14 protein-coding genes are annotated in these 14048 nt (G+C 52.3%); 9 read left to right on the top strand and 5 right to left on the bottom strand.

All coding sequences use genetic code 11. From position 1 onward, the window contains the following. Positions 1–1646, top strand: a 1646-nt coding sequence (locus I656_RS0115185) for a M56 family metallopeptidase (RefSeq protein ID WP_033005210.1), incomplete at its 5' end; no start/stop codon positions are given. Between the two features lie 433 nt (positions 1647–2079). Here the strand turns inward: I656_RS0115185 and I656_RS10215 are convergent. Genes I656_RS10215 through I656_RS10220 form a run of 3 tightly spaced genes read right to left on the bottom strand, consistent with a single transcriptional unit; the run spans position 2080 to position 3900 of the window. Further along, positions 2080–3285, bottom strand: coding sequence for a S1C family serine protease (locus tag I656_RS10215; protein ID WP_020754555.1), 1206 nt, complete (start codon positions 3283–3285; stop codon positions 2080–2082). Continuing rightward, the gene (locus I656_RS17795; protein ID WP_081212707.1) at positions 3266–3451 is read right to left on the bottom strand and encodes a hypothetical protein; all 186 of its coding nucleotides are present in this window, start codon (positions 3449–3451) and stop codon (positions 3266–3268) included. The genes I656_RS10215 and I656_RS17795 overlap by 20 nt, the downstream gene beginning before the upstream one ends. 23 nt (positions 3452–3474) lie before the next feature. Next, positions 3475–3900, bottom strand: coding sequence for a PepSY-associated TM helix domain-containing protein (locus I656_RS10220; RefSeq protein WP_020754554.1), 426 nt, complete (start codon positions 3898–3900; stop codon positions 3475–3477). Between the two features lie 179 nt (positions 3901–4079). Here I656_RS10220 and I656_RS10225 point away from each other — a divergent pair, with 179 nt between their 5' ends. The 4 genes from I656_RS10225 (at position 4080) to I656_RS10240 (ending at position 9230) form a co-directional block, all read left to right on the top strand. Further along, positions 4080–4751: a response regulator transcription factor gene (locus I656_RS10225; RefSeq protein ID WP_033005208.1), complete on the top strand. Its 672-nt coding sequence runs from the start codon at positions 4080–4082 to the stop codon at positions 4749–4751. Then, positions 4732–6105: a cell wall metabolism sensor histidine kinase WalK gene (locus I656_RS10230; protein ID WP_033005205.1), complete on the top strand. Its 1374-nt coding sequence runs from the start codon at positions 4732–4734 to the stop codon at positions 6103–6105. Before I656_RS10225 ends, I656_RS10230 begins: the two co-directional genes overlap by 20 nt. A gap of 170 nt (positions 6106–6275) precedes the next feature. Next, on the top strand, positions 6276–6845 hold the full coding sequence (locus tag I656_RS10235) for a TetR/AcrR family transcriptional regulator (protein ID WP_033005204.1): 570 nt from the start codon (positions 6276–6278) through the stop codon (positions 6843–6845). Positions 6846–6920: 75 nt separating this feature from the next. Beyond that, positions 6921–9230, top strand: a complete 2310-nt coding sequence (locus I656_RS10240) for a YhgE/Pip domain-containing protein (protein ID WP_033005198.1) — start codon at positions 6921–6923, stop codon at positions 9228–9230. Positions 9231–9427: 197 nt separating this feature from the next. Here I656_RS10240 and I656_RS10245 read toward each other — a convergent pair whose 3' ends face one another. Beyond that, on the bottom strand, positions 9428–9775 hold the full coding sequence (locus I656_RS10245) for a hypothetical protein (RefSeq protein ID WP_020754547.1): 348 nt from the start codon (positions 9773–9775) through the stop codon (positions 9428–9430). A gap of 180 nt (positions 9776–9955) precedes the next feature. Here I656_RS10245 and I656_RS10250 point away from each other — a divergent pair, with 180 nt between their 5' ends. The 4 genes from I656_RS10250 to I656_RS19065 all read left to right on the top strand — a co-directional run bounded on the left by I656_RS10250 (position 9956) and on the right by I656_RS19065 (position 12558). Further along, on the top strand, positions 9956–10480 hold the full coding sequence (locus I656_RS10250; RefSeq protein WP_033005196.1) for a hypothetical protein: 525 nt from the start codon (positions 9956–9958) through the stop codon (positions 10478–10480). Beyond that, the gene (locus tag I656_RS10255) at positions 10440–11093 is read left to right on the top strand and encodes a PspA/IM30 family protein (RefSeq protein WP_020754545.1); all 654 of its coding nucleotides are present in this window, start codon (positions 10440–10442) and stop codon (positions 11091–11093) included. Before I656_RS10250 ends, I656_RS10255 begins: the two co-directional genes overlap by 41 nt. A 233-nt stretch (positions 11094–11326) precedes the next feature. Further along, positions 11327–12124, top strand: a complete 798-nt coding sequence (locus I656_RS19070; protein ID WP_020754544.1) for an MFS transporter — start codon at positions 11327–11329, stop codon at positions 12122–12124. Continuing rightward, positions 12061–12558, top strand: coding sequence for an MFS transporter (locus I656_RS19065; RefSeq protein ID WP_235048606.1), 498 nt, complete (start codon positions 12061–12063; stop codon positions 12556–12558). Before I656_RS19070 ends, I656_RS19065 begins: the two co-directional genes overlap by 64 nt. 60 nt (positions 12559–12618) lie before the next feature. Here the strand turns inward: I656_RS19065 and I656_RS10260 are convergent, their stop codons facing one another. Further along, complete coding sequence (locus I656_RS10260) at positions 12619–13665, bottom strand: P1 family peptidase (protein ID WP_033005207.1); 1047 nt, start codon at positions 13663–13665, stop codon at positions 12619–12621. Positions 13666–14048: the final 383 nt, after the last annotated feature.

Genomic DNA, 14048 nt, shown 5'->3' with positions numbered 1-14048 from the left:
AAAAATGGTGTCCTTCTTTATATGTACATATCCTCACTGCGATACTCGGAATCGGATGGATCGTCTATGTGTTCTTAGATCAAGGGTTTATAAAAACGGTGCCCATTTTTTTTATATTTGGATTTAGCTTTTTTAGCTCTCCGGTACCGGAAAGAAGCAAAACCCAATTGAAAGAGATCATCGATCAACTAAAAGAACAAGGTGCGAGAGAAATAGTCTTGTCTAAAAATAAAGAGCGCCTATTAGCGGATTTGTTATTTTCCGGATTTTTCATCGTCATTGCTGTTCTTTATTTCCTTTTCGGGCCGAATTCCGCGATTACGTTCATCCTTTTATATAGCTTCATCTCTCTTTTTGTTGGGCTGACAAAAAGAGTGGGACTGCTTCGCTCTCTCCGCCTTTTTTACGCAGAACACGAAGAAGCATTATATGCTGTATCTTTGTTTGAAACCAAAAAATATCCATTGAAGGAACTTTCAGAAGTAAGCGTTCAGACAAGGCCGGATGTGTTGCAACTATTCCAGCTTTTTTCTTTGTTCTCTCCTAATATGGACTATACGACCAGCATGGGGAAAACGTGGAAGTTATCTTTTTCCGGTGAAAAAGTTTATCTCACCCCTGATCCATTAGAATCGATGGATTTTCTCCTTAAAGGAGAAATACATAAAATGGAAGAGTTCGAAGTAAAGCCTTTTTATCATCCGAAAAATTGGAAACGACTTTTAGGAAAATGGTATTTTGCAGCAACGGTGAAAGGGGTGGGAGCTTATGCAGCCCTTCTCACACTGTTTACTTTGCTGGGGATCGGGCCGATCGCAACAACCGCTGTTATTATACTATTTTGGATATTCAATCTATGGATTTCGGATCGCGTATTGAAAATCGCTTTAGATATGAGGAAAATAGACGATCCCGATTTGCTGCCCATCATCGAGAAAGTCTTTTCACGTGCCGGCCTTTCTCATGTTGATATTTATGTTACGGAATCGGCCGAATATAACGGTTTTGCGATAGGTGCGAATATTGGTCGATCATTGGTAGCGTTAACTTCAGAAACGCTGAAACTTCCCCATGAAGCCATTGAAGGCATTTTGGCTCATGAGGCGATTCATGTGAAAAAGCGAGATGTCTTGATAGGACAGTTATTGCGATTTGCGTTGATCGGGTTAGTTTTTGCTGGTGTTTTCCTTATCCATGAAGCCTTTCCAAATTGGCTAGAACATAATCAAATCTTTGTTTTTCTCGGCCTATGGCTCTTGATTTTTCTGCTTCCTGCTTTCCAATCTCTATTCACACAGTGGATGGAAGTCCGGGCAGATCATTTAGGAGCAACGCTGTTGGACGGTGGGAATGCTCAAATGGCTAACAGTTTGACGATCCTGTGTGAATATCAAGATCGAGCATTGGAAAAGTCTGTAGGATACCACATTGATTTTAAAAACGAGCAAGAAGCAAATAAAAAGGACAAAAAAATCTCTTCCTTAGAAAGAGATTCTTGGTTTTTTAGATTTTTGGAATTCCAGTTTATGCCCCATCCGCCCATGTATTGGCGTGTTCATGCGCTTCAAACAACAGAAACCGAATGGAGCATCAGGAAAATCAAATTATGGTGGTGCAGCCGCTTCCGAGAGTCGTTGCCCAATTGAAACCGTAGGTGAGCAAACTTACTCATCTCCATGGACAACTGAGATCCCTTCGTGAGACTTCGCTGTTGTACATATGAGGCACGAACGGTCCTTGTGGCTCGTAGTAGGCACGCCTATTCTAGCCAAGGAATTCGGTCCTTGTGACAACAGCAAACGAAGCCCTTCCTCCAACATCATTCCGAGCGAAGTGATGATTCGGATCATGGGGCCCCCTGTATTGAGGGCGCACCCACTCTCGGACATGCAACGGCTGCACGTCGTCCTGCCAGCTCTCGCAATATGAGCAGACTCGATACAAAAAGTGCTGACGACACGGAATCAACGTACAGCCGTCTCATTTCGCTTTATACTCCAGCATCATGAGCAAGCGCCGCACACGAAAATGAACATCGCCTCTTTCCAGCCGCTTCGGCTGAAAAGAGGCGATGTCTTCTTACGACTGGCTGCTGTCTCTCGCTTTTAAGGTGACCGATACGGTCGTCTCAAACCCGTCGCGATAGATCGTCAGTTTGATGCGATCACCGACCGCTGTTTTCGTATACAAATATTTGCGCAACGCGCTGACGCTGTCGATTTTCTCCCCGTTGATCGCCGTGATGACGTCTTTCGATTTCAATCCGGCCGCGGCGGCTGGGGAGAACGGTTCGACGGACGTGACGGCCGCCCCGCTTGTGATGTTCGACGGCAATTTCAATTCATTCGTGCGGACATCATCGGACAAATCCGCCACATCGACAAGCTGGACGCCAAGGTACGGGCGTTTGATTTTCCCATCTTTCATCAGCTGCTCGACGATCGGTTTGACGTTTTCGCTCGGGATGGCAAAGCCGAGCCCTTCGACGCCCGTTTCCGCGATTTTCATGCTGTTGATGCCGATCACTTGCCCCGCGCTGTTGATGAGCGCCCCGCCGCTGTTGCCCGGGTTGATCGCGGCGTCCGTTTGGATGACGTCGATTTCCCAATCGCCCGCTGACGTTGAGACGGGCATCGTCCGTTTGCCGCTGACGATCCCTTCCGTCACCGTCCGCGACAAATCAAGGCCGAGCGGGTTGCCGATCGCCGCGACAGGCTCGCCGATTTTCACCTTCGACGAGTCGCCGAAGCTCGCCACTTTCGTCACCCCTTCAGCAGGGATTTTCAAGACGGCGAGGTCGGTGAGTGCATCCGCGCCGACGATGTCGGCGTTCACTTTCTTGCCGTTCGCGAGCGCCACTTCGACTTTGTTCGCCCCTTCAATGACATGGTTGTTCGTCACAATGTAGGCCGCATTGCCGTCTTTTTTAAAGATGACGCCCGACCCCGTTCCCGCTTCGGTATCTTGCGCTTGATCAGAGAAAAAGTCCACTTGCTTCTGAATGTTGACGACCCCGACGACCGCATCGGCGACTTTGTTAATAGCGTCAATCATATTCGTGTTGACGTTCGCCGTCGGCTGCAATGGCAGCGCCTCGCTTTTTGCGGTCGTTTCCGCTGTTTCCGTTTGGGAATTCGTTTCTTCATGCATCCATTTCGGCGCCACATACCACGTCGCCGCGCTCCCAATCACCGCCCCTGCGACGGAAGCGGCGAGCCACGATACAAAGCGGCCGCGGCGTTTCGGTTCTGGCGTTGGGGTTGGTTCAAATGGCATCATGTCCATGGCTCATCTCCTCCTTCGTGATCCCTAATCGCATATACGACATTTTTGTGCGAATGGCCGCCAAGCAGTGAAATGGCGGGCGAAATACGACGATGCCACCGACATCGATCGGTCTCGCATAAAGGGAGGACCAGCGGCACTGTTTCCTCCGATTGTTCCGATGCATCGTTTCATCCCTTCCTGCGTACGTTATGTCGTCTCCGGCGCTGGCGTCATCCGCTTCTGCTTCCGCCTCCGTCCCGCTGCGAGCGTGCGGATCGACAGGAAAATCCCCGTCGCGGTCAAAATGATCATCGCCACCGCCGCGACATCAACCGCCCAGCGGATGTCAAGCGAACCGATTCTCCCTTCGTGCAGCTGGCGGACGAACATCATCAGCGACGATCCCCCTTCCTCGGCACGCGGAGTCATCGGGGCCGTGGACGCTCCCGTCCCCGACGTCTGCCCCGCCCCGAACGCGTTCATTCTTTCCTGCGCGGCGCGGTGCATCTCGCCGCGCTCCGCCTGGCCGATCAGCCACGGCTCGGATAGAAGGAGCCCCGTCACCGCCTCAACAAGCAAAAAGATCGAACTGATCAGCCCAATCCAAAGATGCAAATTCCTCATTTTCCTCATCGCCGTTTGCCTCCTTTTCCTCTTCGTCCATCATGATAGCCAAGGAAGGTGAAAAAATGGTGAAAATTCTTTTTGAGAGAACAGCCTTCTGCGCGGCGAATGGGCTGCGTTTTCACCGTTTTTTCACGAACGATTTGATATGATTAAGAAGGAAGAGAGACAGAACGGGAGGAATGGCGATGAAAATTTTGCTGGCCGAGGACGATCTTCACCTAGGGGAGCTGATCGTTCATTTATTGAAAAAGAAAGGGATCGACCATATCGATTGGGTGCAGGAAGGGGAAGATGCGTACGATTACGCCATGGCGGAGTTTTACGATGTCGTCGTGCTCGATTGGATGCTTCCAAACGGCGATGGGGTGGACATTTGTCGACGGTTGAGGCAAAACGGCTACACAGGCGCGATTTTGATGTTGACGGCGAAAGACGCCGTCCACGACCGCGTCACCGGGCTTGAGGCGGGAGCGGACGATTACTTGGTCAAACCGTTTGAAATCGACGAGCTCGTCGCGCGGCTCAAGGCGCTCGCACGGCGGACGTTCGTCCCGCTTCAAGAGGAAAAAGTGGCGTTTCACGGCTTCACCTTAAACCGGACAAGCCATACGCTCCATCGCGGCGATGAAGAGATTTTCCTCACCCCGCGCGAGTTTCAGCTCCTTGACCTGCTCGTGCAAAACCAAGGGCAAGTCGTGCCGCGCGAGACGATTTTGGACCGCGTCTGGGGGTGGGACGCCGATGTGTCGATGAAAACGATCGATGCGACGATCAAACTATTGCGCAAAAAGTTGAAAGACGATGTCATTCAAACAGTGCGCGGGGTGGGATATAAAATTGAGAAATCGATGGAATGAATGGCGCGACTGGCTGCGCCGCCTAGGAAGCGCCGACTTGTTCCGCCGCGCCCATTGGCGGCTCACAGCGCTCTACAGCGGCATTTTCACCTTGTTTCTCGCCTTGTTTATCATGATCGCCGCTGCACTGTTTTACTGGATCGCCACCTCTGACCAAGAGCGGCGCATCAGCCGCCTCGCCGAGCAAGAGGCGAATACGATCGAACAAGTGCTGCTCAAGCAAAGCAATTTCGACTTGTTTGATGATGAAAATGTCATTTTGTTAAGCGAAGACCAACTCTTTTTTTACGTCATCGGCCCAGACGGCAGCCTGCTCGCGGGGGATGAAGTCCACCCGCGCCTGCGCCCGTATTTTTTAAACGCCTTGTCCCATCTCAAGGCAAATGAGCGCGCTCCCGTCTACATGAGCGTCTCTTTGCCGGAACATATGCCCGGCCTCGCGCGCGAAGCGGCCCGCGACTGGCGCGTGCTCGCCGCCGCCCGTCCGCTCGTCATCCACGGCGATTTCGTGGGCATGCTGTATATCGGCATGGACGTCACGTCGTTTTTCGGCGTGTTCCATTGGCTGCTCATTGTGCTCATCGGCTTGGCCGTTTTGTTTCTTGCCGTCGGCGTCGCGCTCAGCTTCTTTATGTCCAAGCGCGCGCTCGCACCGATTGAAGAAGCGTACGAGCGGCAGCGCCAGTTCGTCGCCGACGCCTCGCACGAGCTGCGGACGCCGCTCAGCGTCGTCTTCTCGTCCGTCGAGGCGCTTTCGCTTGAGGAGGATGTGATGAAAAACGACTTTGCCCGCCGCTTGCTCGACCGCCTGCGTGACGAATTGAAGCGAATCACGAAACTGATGAACGACTTGTTGACGCTCGCCCGCGCGGATGCGAAACACGCCGCGCTGGAGCTTTCAAAACAAACGTTCGATTTCCGCCCGCACGCCGAGCGCACGTTCCAGCTCATGTCGGAACTGGCGGCAAAAAAACAGATTACGATGCATTTTCACGCTCCCGAGCAGGCGATTGTCACCGCCGACCCGGACAAATTGACGCAGCTGTTGTACATTTTGCTTGACAACGCGATCAAATACACCCCCGAAGGCGGCGAGGTGACGCTGTCGATCCGCACCGAGCCAAAGCACGTGTTTCTTTCCGTCAAGGACACTGGCATCGGTATTCCGTCGGAAGACATCGGCCGCATTTTCGACCGCTTTTACCGCGTCGACAAAGCGCGCTCTCGCCAACAAGGCGGCCACGGCCTCGGGCTGTCGATCGCCAAATGGATCGTCGACGCCCACGGCGGCGCGATCCACGTCCATAGTCAAATCGGGGAAGGAACCGAATTTCTTGTTCGTCTTCCTTGCTAAATCCGGGGGACAAAACAGCAAGGCCAAGGCTTCCTTCCCCCAACAGAACGCGCCGTCGAGTGAGAAAAACGAAACATAAATATTGTTGTTGCGAATCGAACGTATTCATGTTATGATTTAAAACGTGATGACCAAATCGTCCATTTAGTCAAAACAAAGGATGAATGCCCATGTCGGATAAAAAACAACAAATTATTGATGCCGCCACCCAATCATTTTCGCTGTTCGGCTACAAAGCAACGACAATGGATCAAGTAGCGAAGATGGCTAATGTCGGGAAAGGAACGATTTATACATTTTTCAAAAGCAAAGAAGAGTTGCTTGACCATATCGTTTCCTCTGTTATATCCGAAATTAAGCATGAAGCGGATGCGGCTATGGATGATCGTTTGCCGTTCAGCGAAAACGTCCAACGCGCCTTGCAACGTATTTTTACGTTCCGCCAGGAACATGAATTAACCATCAAACTTTTGCAGGAAGTTCGCGATATTGGCACCGCAGCTGTACGAGAGGTGATGAAACGCCTTGATCGCGAAATGATTGCCTATATTCGCGAAAAAATTGAAGAAGCGATGGCAAAAGGAGAAATTCGCCCTTGCGATCCTGAGTTGACGGCATTTTTCATGTTTAAAATGTACATCGCACTAAGCATTGAATGGGAAAAAGAGCACGAACCATTGTCTCAACAAACCATTGCCGAACTGTTTGATCTGTATTTGCTGAAAGGATTGTCTCCATGATAATCCTTCACTTTTTGGGCTAAAAATGACTAAATGGACAAATCAGTCATAATTATAAACAAAGGAGGTTCGGGCATGCACGCATTTCAATTATGGTTGAAAGAATGGAAGGCCATTCTGACCAACCGCAAAGTACTGATTCCTGTCATAGCTGTATTATTCATCCCTCTTCTATACAGCGGCATGTTTCTATGGGCATTTTGGGATCCATACAATCATTTGGATGAACTTCCCGTCGCTGTAGTCAACCAAGACAAAGGGGCAATGCTCGACGGAAAGGAGATTCATCTTGGAAAAGATCTCGTCGAGAAGTTAAAAGAGAACAAACAGTTTGACTGGCATTTTGTAACCGAACATGAAGGGGAAAAAGGGTTAAAAGAACAAAAATATTATATGCTCATTCAAATCCCTGACGATTTTTCCCGGAATGCGACAACGCTGCAAGACGATCATCCGAAAAAACTGGAGCTCATTTACAAACCGAATGAGGGATTTAACTTTCTATCGGCACAAATCGGTCAAACTGCAGTTGAAAAAATAAAAAACGAAGTAGCGAACGCCATAACAGAAACATATGCCGAAAGCATGTTTGATACGATTCAAACCGTCGCTGACGGATTGACAAAAGCGAGCGACGGAGCCGCACAACTGCATGACGGACTCAGCCAAGCACAAAACGGAACAAACCGACTGTATGATGGCATGAAAAAAGCACAAGACGGAAGTGAAACGTTATATCACCATTTAGCGACACTCGCGGAAAAATCCGTGAGCTTTACTGACGGACTGCACCAAGCTGCCAGTGGCTCATTGCAAGTTCAAACCGGAATCGAAACGCTTTACAACGGGATGAAACAAATGACCGCTGGGCAAGAGAAACTCCTCTCCGGAGCCAAGCAGGCTCAACAAGGAACAGCGAATCTTGCTTCAGGGACAAGACGCGTATATGAGGGGATGCAAGCGCTCGACGCCCGCATTCCGCAACTTTTACAAGGATCTGAACAATTGAGCGATGGAGCGGCAAAGCTCACAGCTTCACTGGCTCAGTGGCAGGAAGGAGCCGCACAAGTTCAAACAGGAGCAGCACAAGTCGCAAACGGTCTTGAGCAGTTGGACACACAGTTGGATGCGCTCATCAAGGCAACTCCCCAAGCGCAACAGAGAGCCGTATACGAACAATTAAAACAGCAGATCATGAAGCTATCATCAGGAAGCCAACAAGTCAAAAACGGCCTTGCACAGTTAAATAGCGGCGCCCAATCGTTGCACTCTGGAGCCTCTTCTTTGCACGAAGGAGCCCGACAGCTGCACGAAGGGCATATCGCTCTCGATCGCGGAATCGACAAACTGCTTGCCGGTCAACAACAACTTGTCAATGGAGCAGACGCACTGGCGAATGGCCAAGAACAACTCGTCAGCGGCATGAACACAATGTATGAAAAAATGCAAGAAGCTGCACAAGGAGCAAGCCAGCTTGCCCATGGCAGTGGAACACTTTCTTCAGGCCTGCAAACATTGGCTCAAGGAGCAGATCAGCTTCAAGATGGCACGCGTCGGTTGGCAAACGGTTCACAACAAGTAGCGGATGGAACGAAGGAATTAACGAACGGGACAAAACATTTGCAAGATGGTGTCAACCAACTGACAGACGGCTCAAAAGAATTGGCGAATAAGTTGAAAGAAGGAGCCGAACAAGCAAGCGATGTCAAGGCCAATGAGGCTGTCTACGACATGTTTGCCCAACCAGTGAATCTCCACAAGGAAGAAATCAATAAAGTGCCGAACTACGGAACAGGGTTTACGCCGTACTTCTTGTCACTCGGATTGTTTGTGGGTGCGCTGTTGCTTTCCATCGTCTTTCCGCTTCGCGAACCAGCAGGGGTTCCACGTTCGCCATTGCATTGGTTTTTGGCTAAATTCGGCGTCTTGATCGGCGTTGGGATTTTGCAAGCACTGCTGGCGGATGTCGTGTTGCTGGTTGGACTCGATTTACACGTAAAAAGCGTCCCGCTCTTTATCGTGTTTAGCATTGTCACTAGCATCACATTTTTATCTGTCATTCAATTTCTTGTTACCGTGTTCGGCGATCCAGGAAGATTTATCGCGATTGTCGTGCTGATTTTGCAATTGACAACAAGCGCGGGAACATTCCCGCTCGAACTGATTCCACGCTCGTTGCAACACTTTAACGCATGGCTTCCGATGACGTATTCGGTTTTCGGATTGAAAGCGGTCATCTCAAGCGGTGATTTCTCGTTTATGTGGGAAAACATCGGCAAGCTGCTTCTATTTGTTGTTGCCATGATGATGGGAACACTCGTTTATTTGACTATCCAACATCGCCGCCAATTTGCCACGGCCGTCGAACAAGCTTCTGAAGCGTAATTGCTTCAGAAGCTTGTTTTTTTCTATCGACCTTGCCATCGTTATCATTCTTTCATGATTTCTCTCTGATGCAAGGGACAATGATGGAGAACAGTTTTTCATGTTCTTCCTCACATTTCAACTAATGATTCTTGAACGGTGAGACAGGCGTTATGAGCCGCTTCAGCGTTTTTTCGCAAACGGAACGTCGCCCTGCTTCAGGCGATGCAACAGGTGGAGGGCGTGGAGAATGCCAAATATATCAACGCATTCACAACCGCGTTGATATACTGCATAACCAAGTCTCCGACATCGCGGATTTCGATCGGAAACAGGCGGATGATGAGGACAGACACCGCGATGATGAGGAACGAACCGATCAGAGTACCGCCGAACCGCGCCTGCGGATGCCAGCGAATTCTCGCCAAGCCGACGATCAACGAACCGATGGCAAACCCCAAAAACGAGCTGTACGCATAATATCCAACATAAAACGTCGGAAACAAAAAGGAAAACAACAACACCAACAAAGCGCCGCCCACATCAACCCCATACGACCGAACCACGTCTTTCCTTCCTCCCCCGCCATGTCATGCGAAAATCCTCGTCCATCTTGCGTGGATCCCCCTAATGGAGGATATGCTCAAAACCCCTTCAAAAAACATTCGCTTTTCACCTAATTTTCTCCTTCCCCTTCTACAATACAAACCGTAAGCCAGTCCACCACACAAAAGGAGGTGACGAGATTGAAAAAAGCTCGAGCGGTGTTTCTGCTCGCCTTTGTCGCTCTCGCGGGGGTCAGCCTGTTTCACGTTCTCGCTCCGCATGAAGTGATGGCGCACGGGCGTCCGGGCGCTCCGTTTGACGGCATGCCGGGCGGATTCGGTCATCCCCATCGGGAGTTCATCATGGAGCGGCGCGATGGCTGGATGATGCCGATGTTGTTCCTAAAGTGGCTCATTCCTCTTTTGCTTGCCGCCGCCGGGGCCGTATGGCTCGCCGCGGCGCGGTCGAAGCGCTGGATCGGCTGGGTGCTCGTCGCGCTCGGAATTGCGGCGTTGCTGCCGAAATGGGTGTTGCTTTTGCTTGCACTGGCCGCGGTGTACGCCTTGGGACGTCGCCAAGCGCGCAAACCATCTGCTGTTGAGGCGTTGATGCCAGCGGCGCCATCCGTTTCCGCCGATTGGCTCGATGAATGGGAAAAAACGATTCAAAAGGAGGCACAAACAAATGGGCATTTTTCGCCGAATGAAGACAATCGTTCTCGCTGAAGTGAACGAACAAATCGACCGCTGGGAAGACCCTGTCGCCATGACGAAACAATATTTGCGCGAACTTGAAGAACAGCTAGAACGAGGGCGCCAAGCGCTCGCCCAGCAATGGGTCGCCGAGCGGCGCTATGAGACGCTCATTGCCCAATCGGAGGCGACGATTGAAAAACGGAGCCGCCAAGCGAAATTGGCGCTCGAGCGCAACGAAGAAGCCGTCGCCAAACTCGCTTTGCGCGACAAGCTGCTGTATGAGAAAAAGCTGGAGGCGTACAAACAACAATACGACGCCATCAAAGCGAAAACGGCGGAAGTCGCCAACCGTCTAAACCAACTGCGCGAGCGGTACGACGAGCTCGCAGCTAAGCAGCTGGAGCTCGCTACCCGCGTTAACGCCGCGCAAGCGTTGAAGCAAATCGACTCGGCGCTCGCCTCCTTTTCCGCCGACGAGGCGCTGCGCGGATTCGCCCGCATGGAAGAGCGCGTCATCGCGTTAGAAGCCGAAGCGGCAGCCGCCCGATTCGGAACGAACGCCGTGTTGTCCCCTTTGCCGTTTGACGAAGAAGTCGAACGTGAACTGGCGAAATGGAAAGACGCCCAAGCGCATAACGCCTAATTTTCCCCTCCCCCCTTTTGACATAGATCACCCCCTTGCCGAGTTGGCAAGGGGGATTCGTTTGTTTCGCTCCCTTGGACAAGCGGCGGCCAAAAGCACATGCAGCCCGCGACAAGCCTGAACGATGCCCGATGCCATGGTCTTGCCCCATTGATAAGCAAAATCGTTTCCTTTGTTTTTCCATCGTGCTAAAATTAATTAGAGAGACGAAAGAATACAGGAGATGACCTGCCTTGAACTGGAAACGAAGCGTCCGCATCCTTTGGCTGTGCAATTTCATGGTGTCGGCGGGAATGACGATGGTCATTCCGTTTTTGTCGCTGCTGTTGTGGGAAATGGGCGTCACGGAGCGCCATTCGTTGAGCGTCTGGACTGGTCTTGTCTTTTCGGCAACGTTTTTGTCAGCGGCCATCATGGCGCCGATTTGGGGCATGTTCGCCGACAAGTACGGCCAGCGCGCCAACCTCATCCGCGCGGGGATTGGCATGGGGCTGATCACCAGCTGCATGGCGTTCGCCCATTCGCCGATGGCGCTGCTTGTTCTTCGCTTTTTGGTCGGCTTTTTCTCGGGATTCATCACCGTCTCGTTTTCGTACTTGGCGCGCGTCGTGCCAAAAGACCATAGCGGCGAGGCGCTCGGGACGCTGCAGACGGGAAGCATCGCCGGCAACATCATCGGGCCGCTCATCGGCGGCGCCTTATCCGATTGGTTCGGCTTCCGCCCGGTGTTTCTCGTGACCGGGTTTTGCATTTTGGCGACATTGCTTCCTGTCGTCTTTTGGCTCGACAAAGACCCCGTCGCGCCGCAGACGCAAGAGCGCCATGCCAGTTTCAAAGAAGTATTCGCCCATCGGCCGCTCGTCATCTTGTTTGTCGCCACCTTTCTCGTGCAAATCGCCGTTCTTGGCGTCAACTCGATGATGACGATTTTCGTCCAGTCGCTCGTCGGCGATTCTCGCAATCTCGCATTTCTATCAGGGCTCGCCTCCTCGATCACCGGCATCGCACGATCATCGGCGCGCCGTATTTAGGCAAGCTCGGCGACCGGATCGGGCAGGAGAAAACACTGCCGATGTTGCTTCTGCTCTCCGGCCTGTTCGCCTTGCCGCAAGTATGGACGGACCATCTTTATGAATTGTACGTCTGGCGCTTCTTGCAAGGGCTTGTCGTCGGCGGGGTATGGCCTGCCCTTCAAGCGCTGATCAACGCGCAATGCCCGCGCCGCATCCAAGGCCGCGTGTTCGGCGTCACAGCCAGCTCCCGCTTTCTCGGCAACCTCGCTGGTCCGACGGCAGCGGGAGCCATCGCAGGATTCGCATCCATTTCGGCCATTTTCGCCTTGTCAGGGCTGCTCCTCATCGCCACAGGGGCTTTGGTCGGATCCACCACCCACGACCGCGCATGGCGTGAAGACATGAAAGAAAAAATCGCCGCCTGGGCGCACCGCCTTCACATCCGGCACTGACAGCGCGGCCAAGATCATAAATAAACGACCTGAGAGGAATCCCTTTCAGGCCGTTTTCGATCATTCTCCCATCCGTCGAAGCAGCGAATACGGAATCGCCTCCCCAACCCGCCCGTTGCGCCCGGTCGTCGTCTCGGCCGTCGTGAGCGAATTCCAAATCGCTTCCTCGGTCGCCTCAATCGCCGCCTGGAACAGCTCATTCATAAGCGGCGCGTCATCACGGACGAGCGGAGGGAACGGTTGAAGAGCAGAATCCGAAAAATGGGGAATGGTATAAGCATTGGAAAACGCAATGACAATGTCGCCGCTCCCGTGATGGACGCAGCTTCCCGTCCGCCCGAGCCCCACCGCCGCCCGCCGCGCCAGCCGCTTCAACTGCCGCGCATCAAGCGGCGCATCAGTCGCCACGATCATCATAATCGACCCAGGCGGCACGTCCCGCTCATCAAACGACGGCGGCACATACGGCGCCAACCGCAGCTCCTCGCGCCGTCCAAAGTTGCTCACGACCAACGCCCCGACTGTATACATCCCGCCCGCGATCCGCGACGAGCTGCCAATGCCTCCTTTCCACCCGAAACACATCATCCCCGTACCCGCGCCAACCGCCCCTTCTTCCATCTCCACCCGCGCCGCGGCAATCGCCTCTTTCGCATGCTCCTTCGTCACCGCCATCACCCGCGCTGTATTCAAATAGCTGTCATTGCATTCCCCGACGACAATGTTGACCGACCCCGTCACATCCCCAATCTCCGGCGTCGCCTCCAACATATATTCCAGCGTCCCTTGCCAAACCGCCCCGACGCTGAACGTATTCGTCAGCATAATCGGCGACTCGATCGTCCCAAGCTCCTCGACTTGCACGAGTCCAGCCGTTTTCCCAAACCCATTCAGCACAAAACAAGCCGCAGGCACTTTCTCCAAAAACCAGTTGCCCCCATGCGGCAGCACCGCCGTCACCCCGGTGCGGATCACCGTCCGTTCATCGATGTCCTCGCGAATCGTCACATGCCCCACCCTTACCCCGGGCACATCGGTGATTTGATTGCGCTCCCCTGTCGGAAGCGTGCCGATGGAAAAACCGAGATCGCGAAGCTTGCAGCGCATAACCGTTCCCCTTTCTTTCCTTTGCTTGCCCCCATCGTGAAAAAGCAAAAACAAACGCCCATCCGGAAGCAAACAAATGTTGCTCCTTCTATCCAAGTATAGCGCATCGAACAAAGCTGCCGCGAGAAAAACAGAACGAAGAAGAAGTTTTGCGCGTGGCGAGGATCAAGGGAAGATGGTGGGTCATCTCCACATTGCCAGCGAAGACAGCACAAGAGGAGAAAAGATCACCAAATTGCGTGGGTGAAAACGCGATTCAGATATGTGTGGAAGACGGGGAGTTGGATAAGTTTTAATCCCTCATAGGTACGATAAAAACAAAGAGTGTTGGCGGAAGTGGAAAAGGCATTTTCTGCGTTTCAATCCCTCATAGGTACGATAAA

This window comes from Geobacillus sp. WSUCF1, from assembly GCF_000422025.1.
GTDB lineage: Bacteria > Bacillota > Bacilli > Bacillales > Anoxybacillaceae > Geobacillus > Geobacillus zalihae.
The sequence above is the reverse complement of the archived record's forward strand: the minus strand, read 5'-3'. Positions and strand labels throughout refer to the sequence as shown.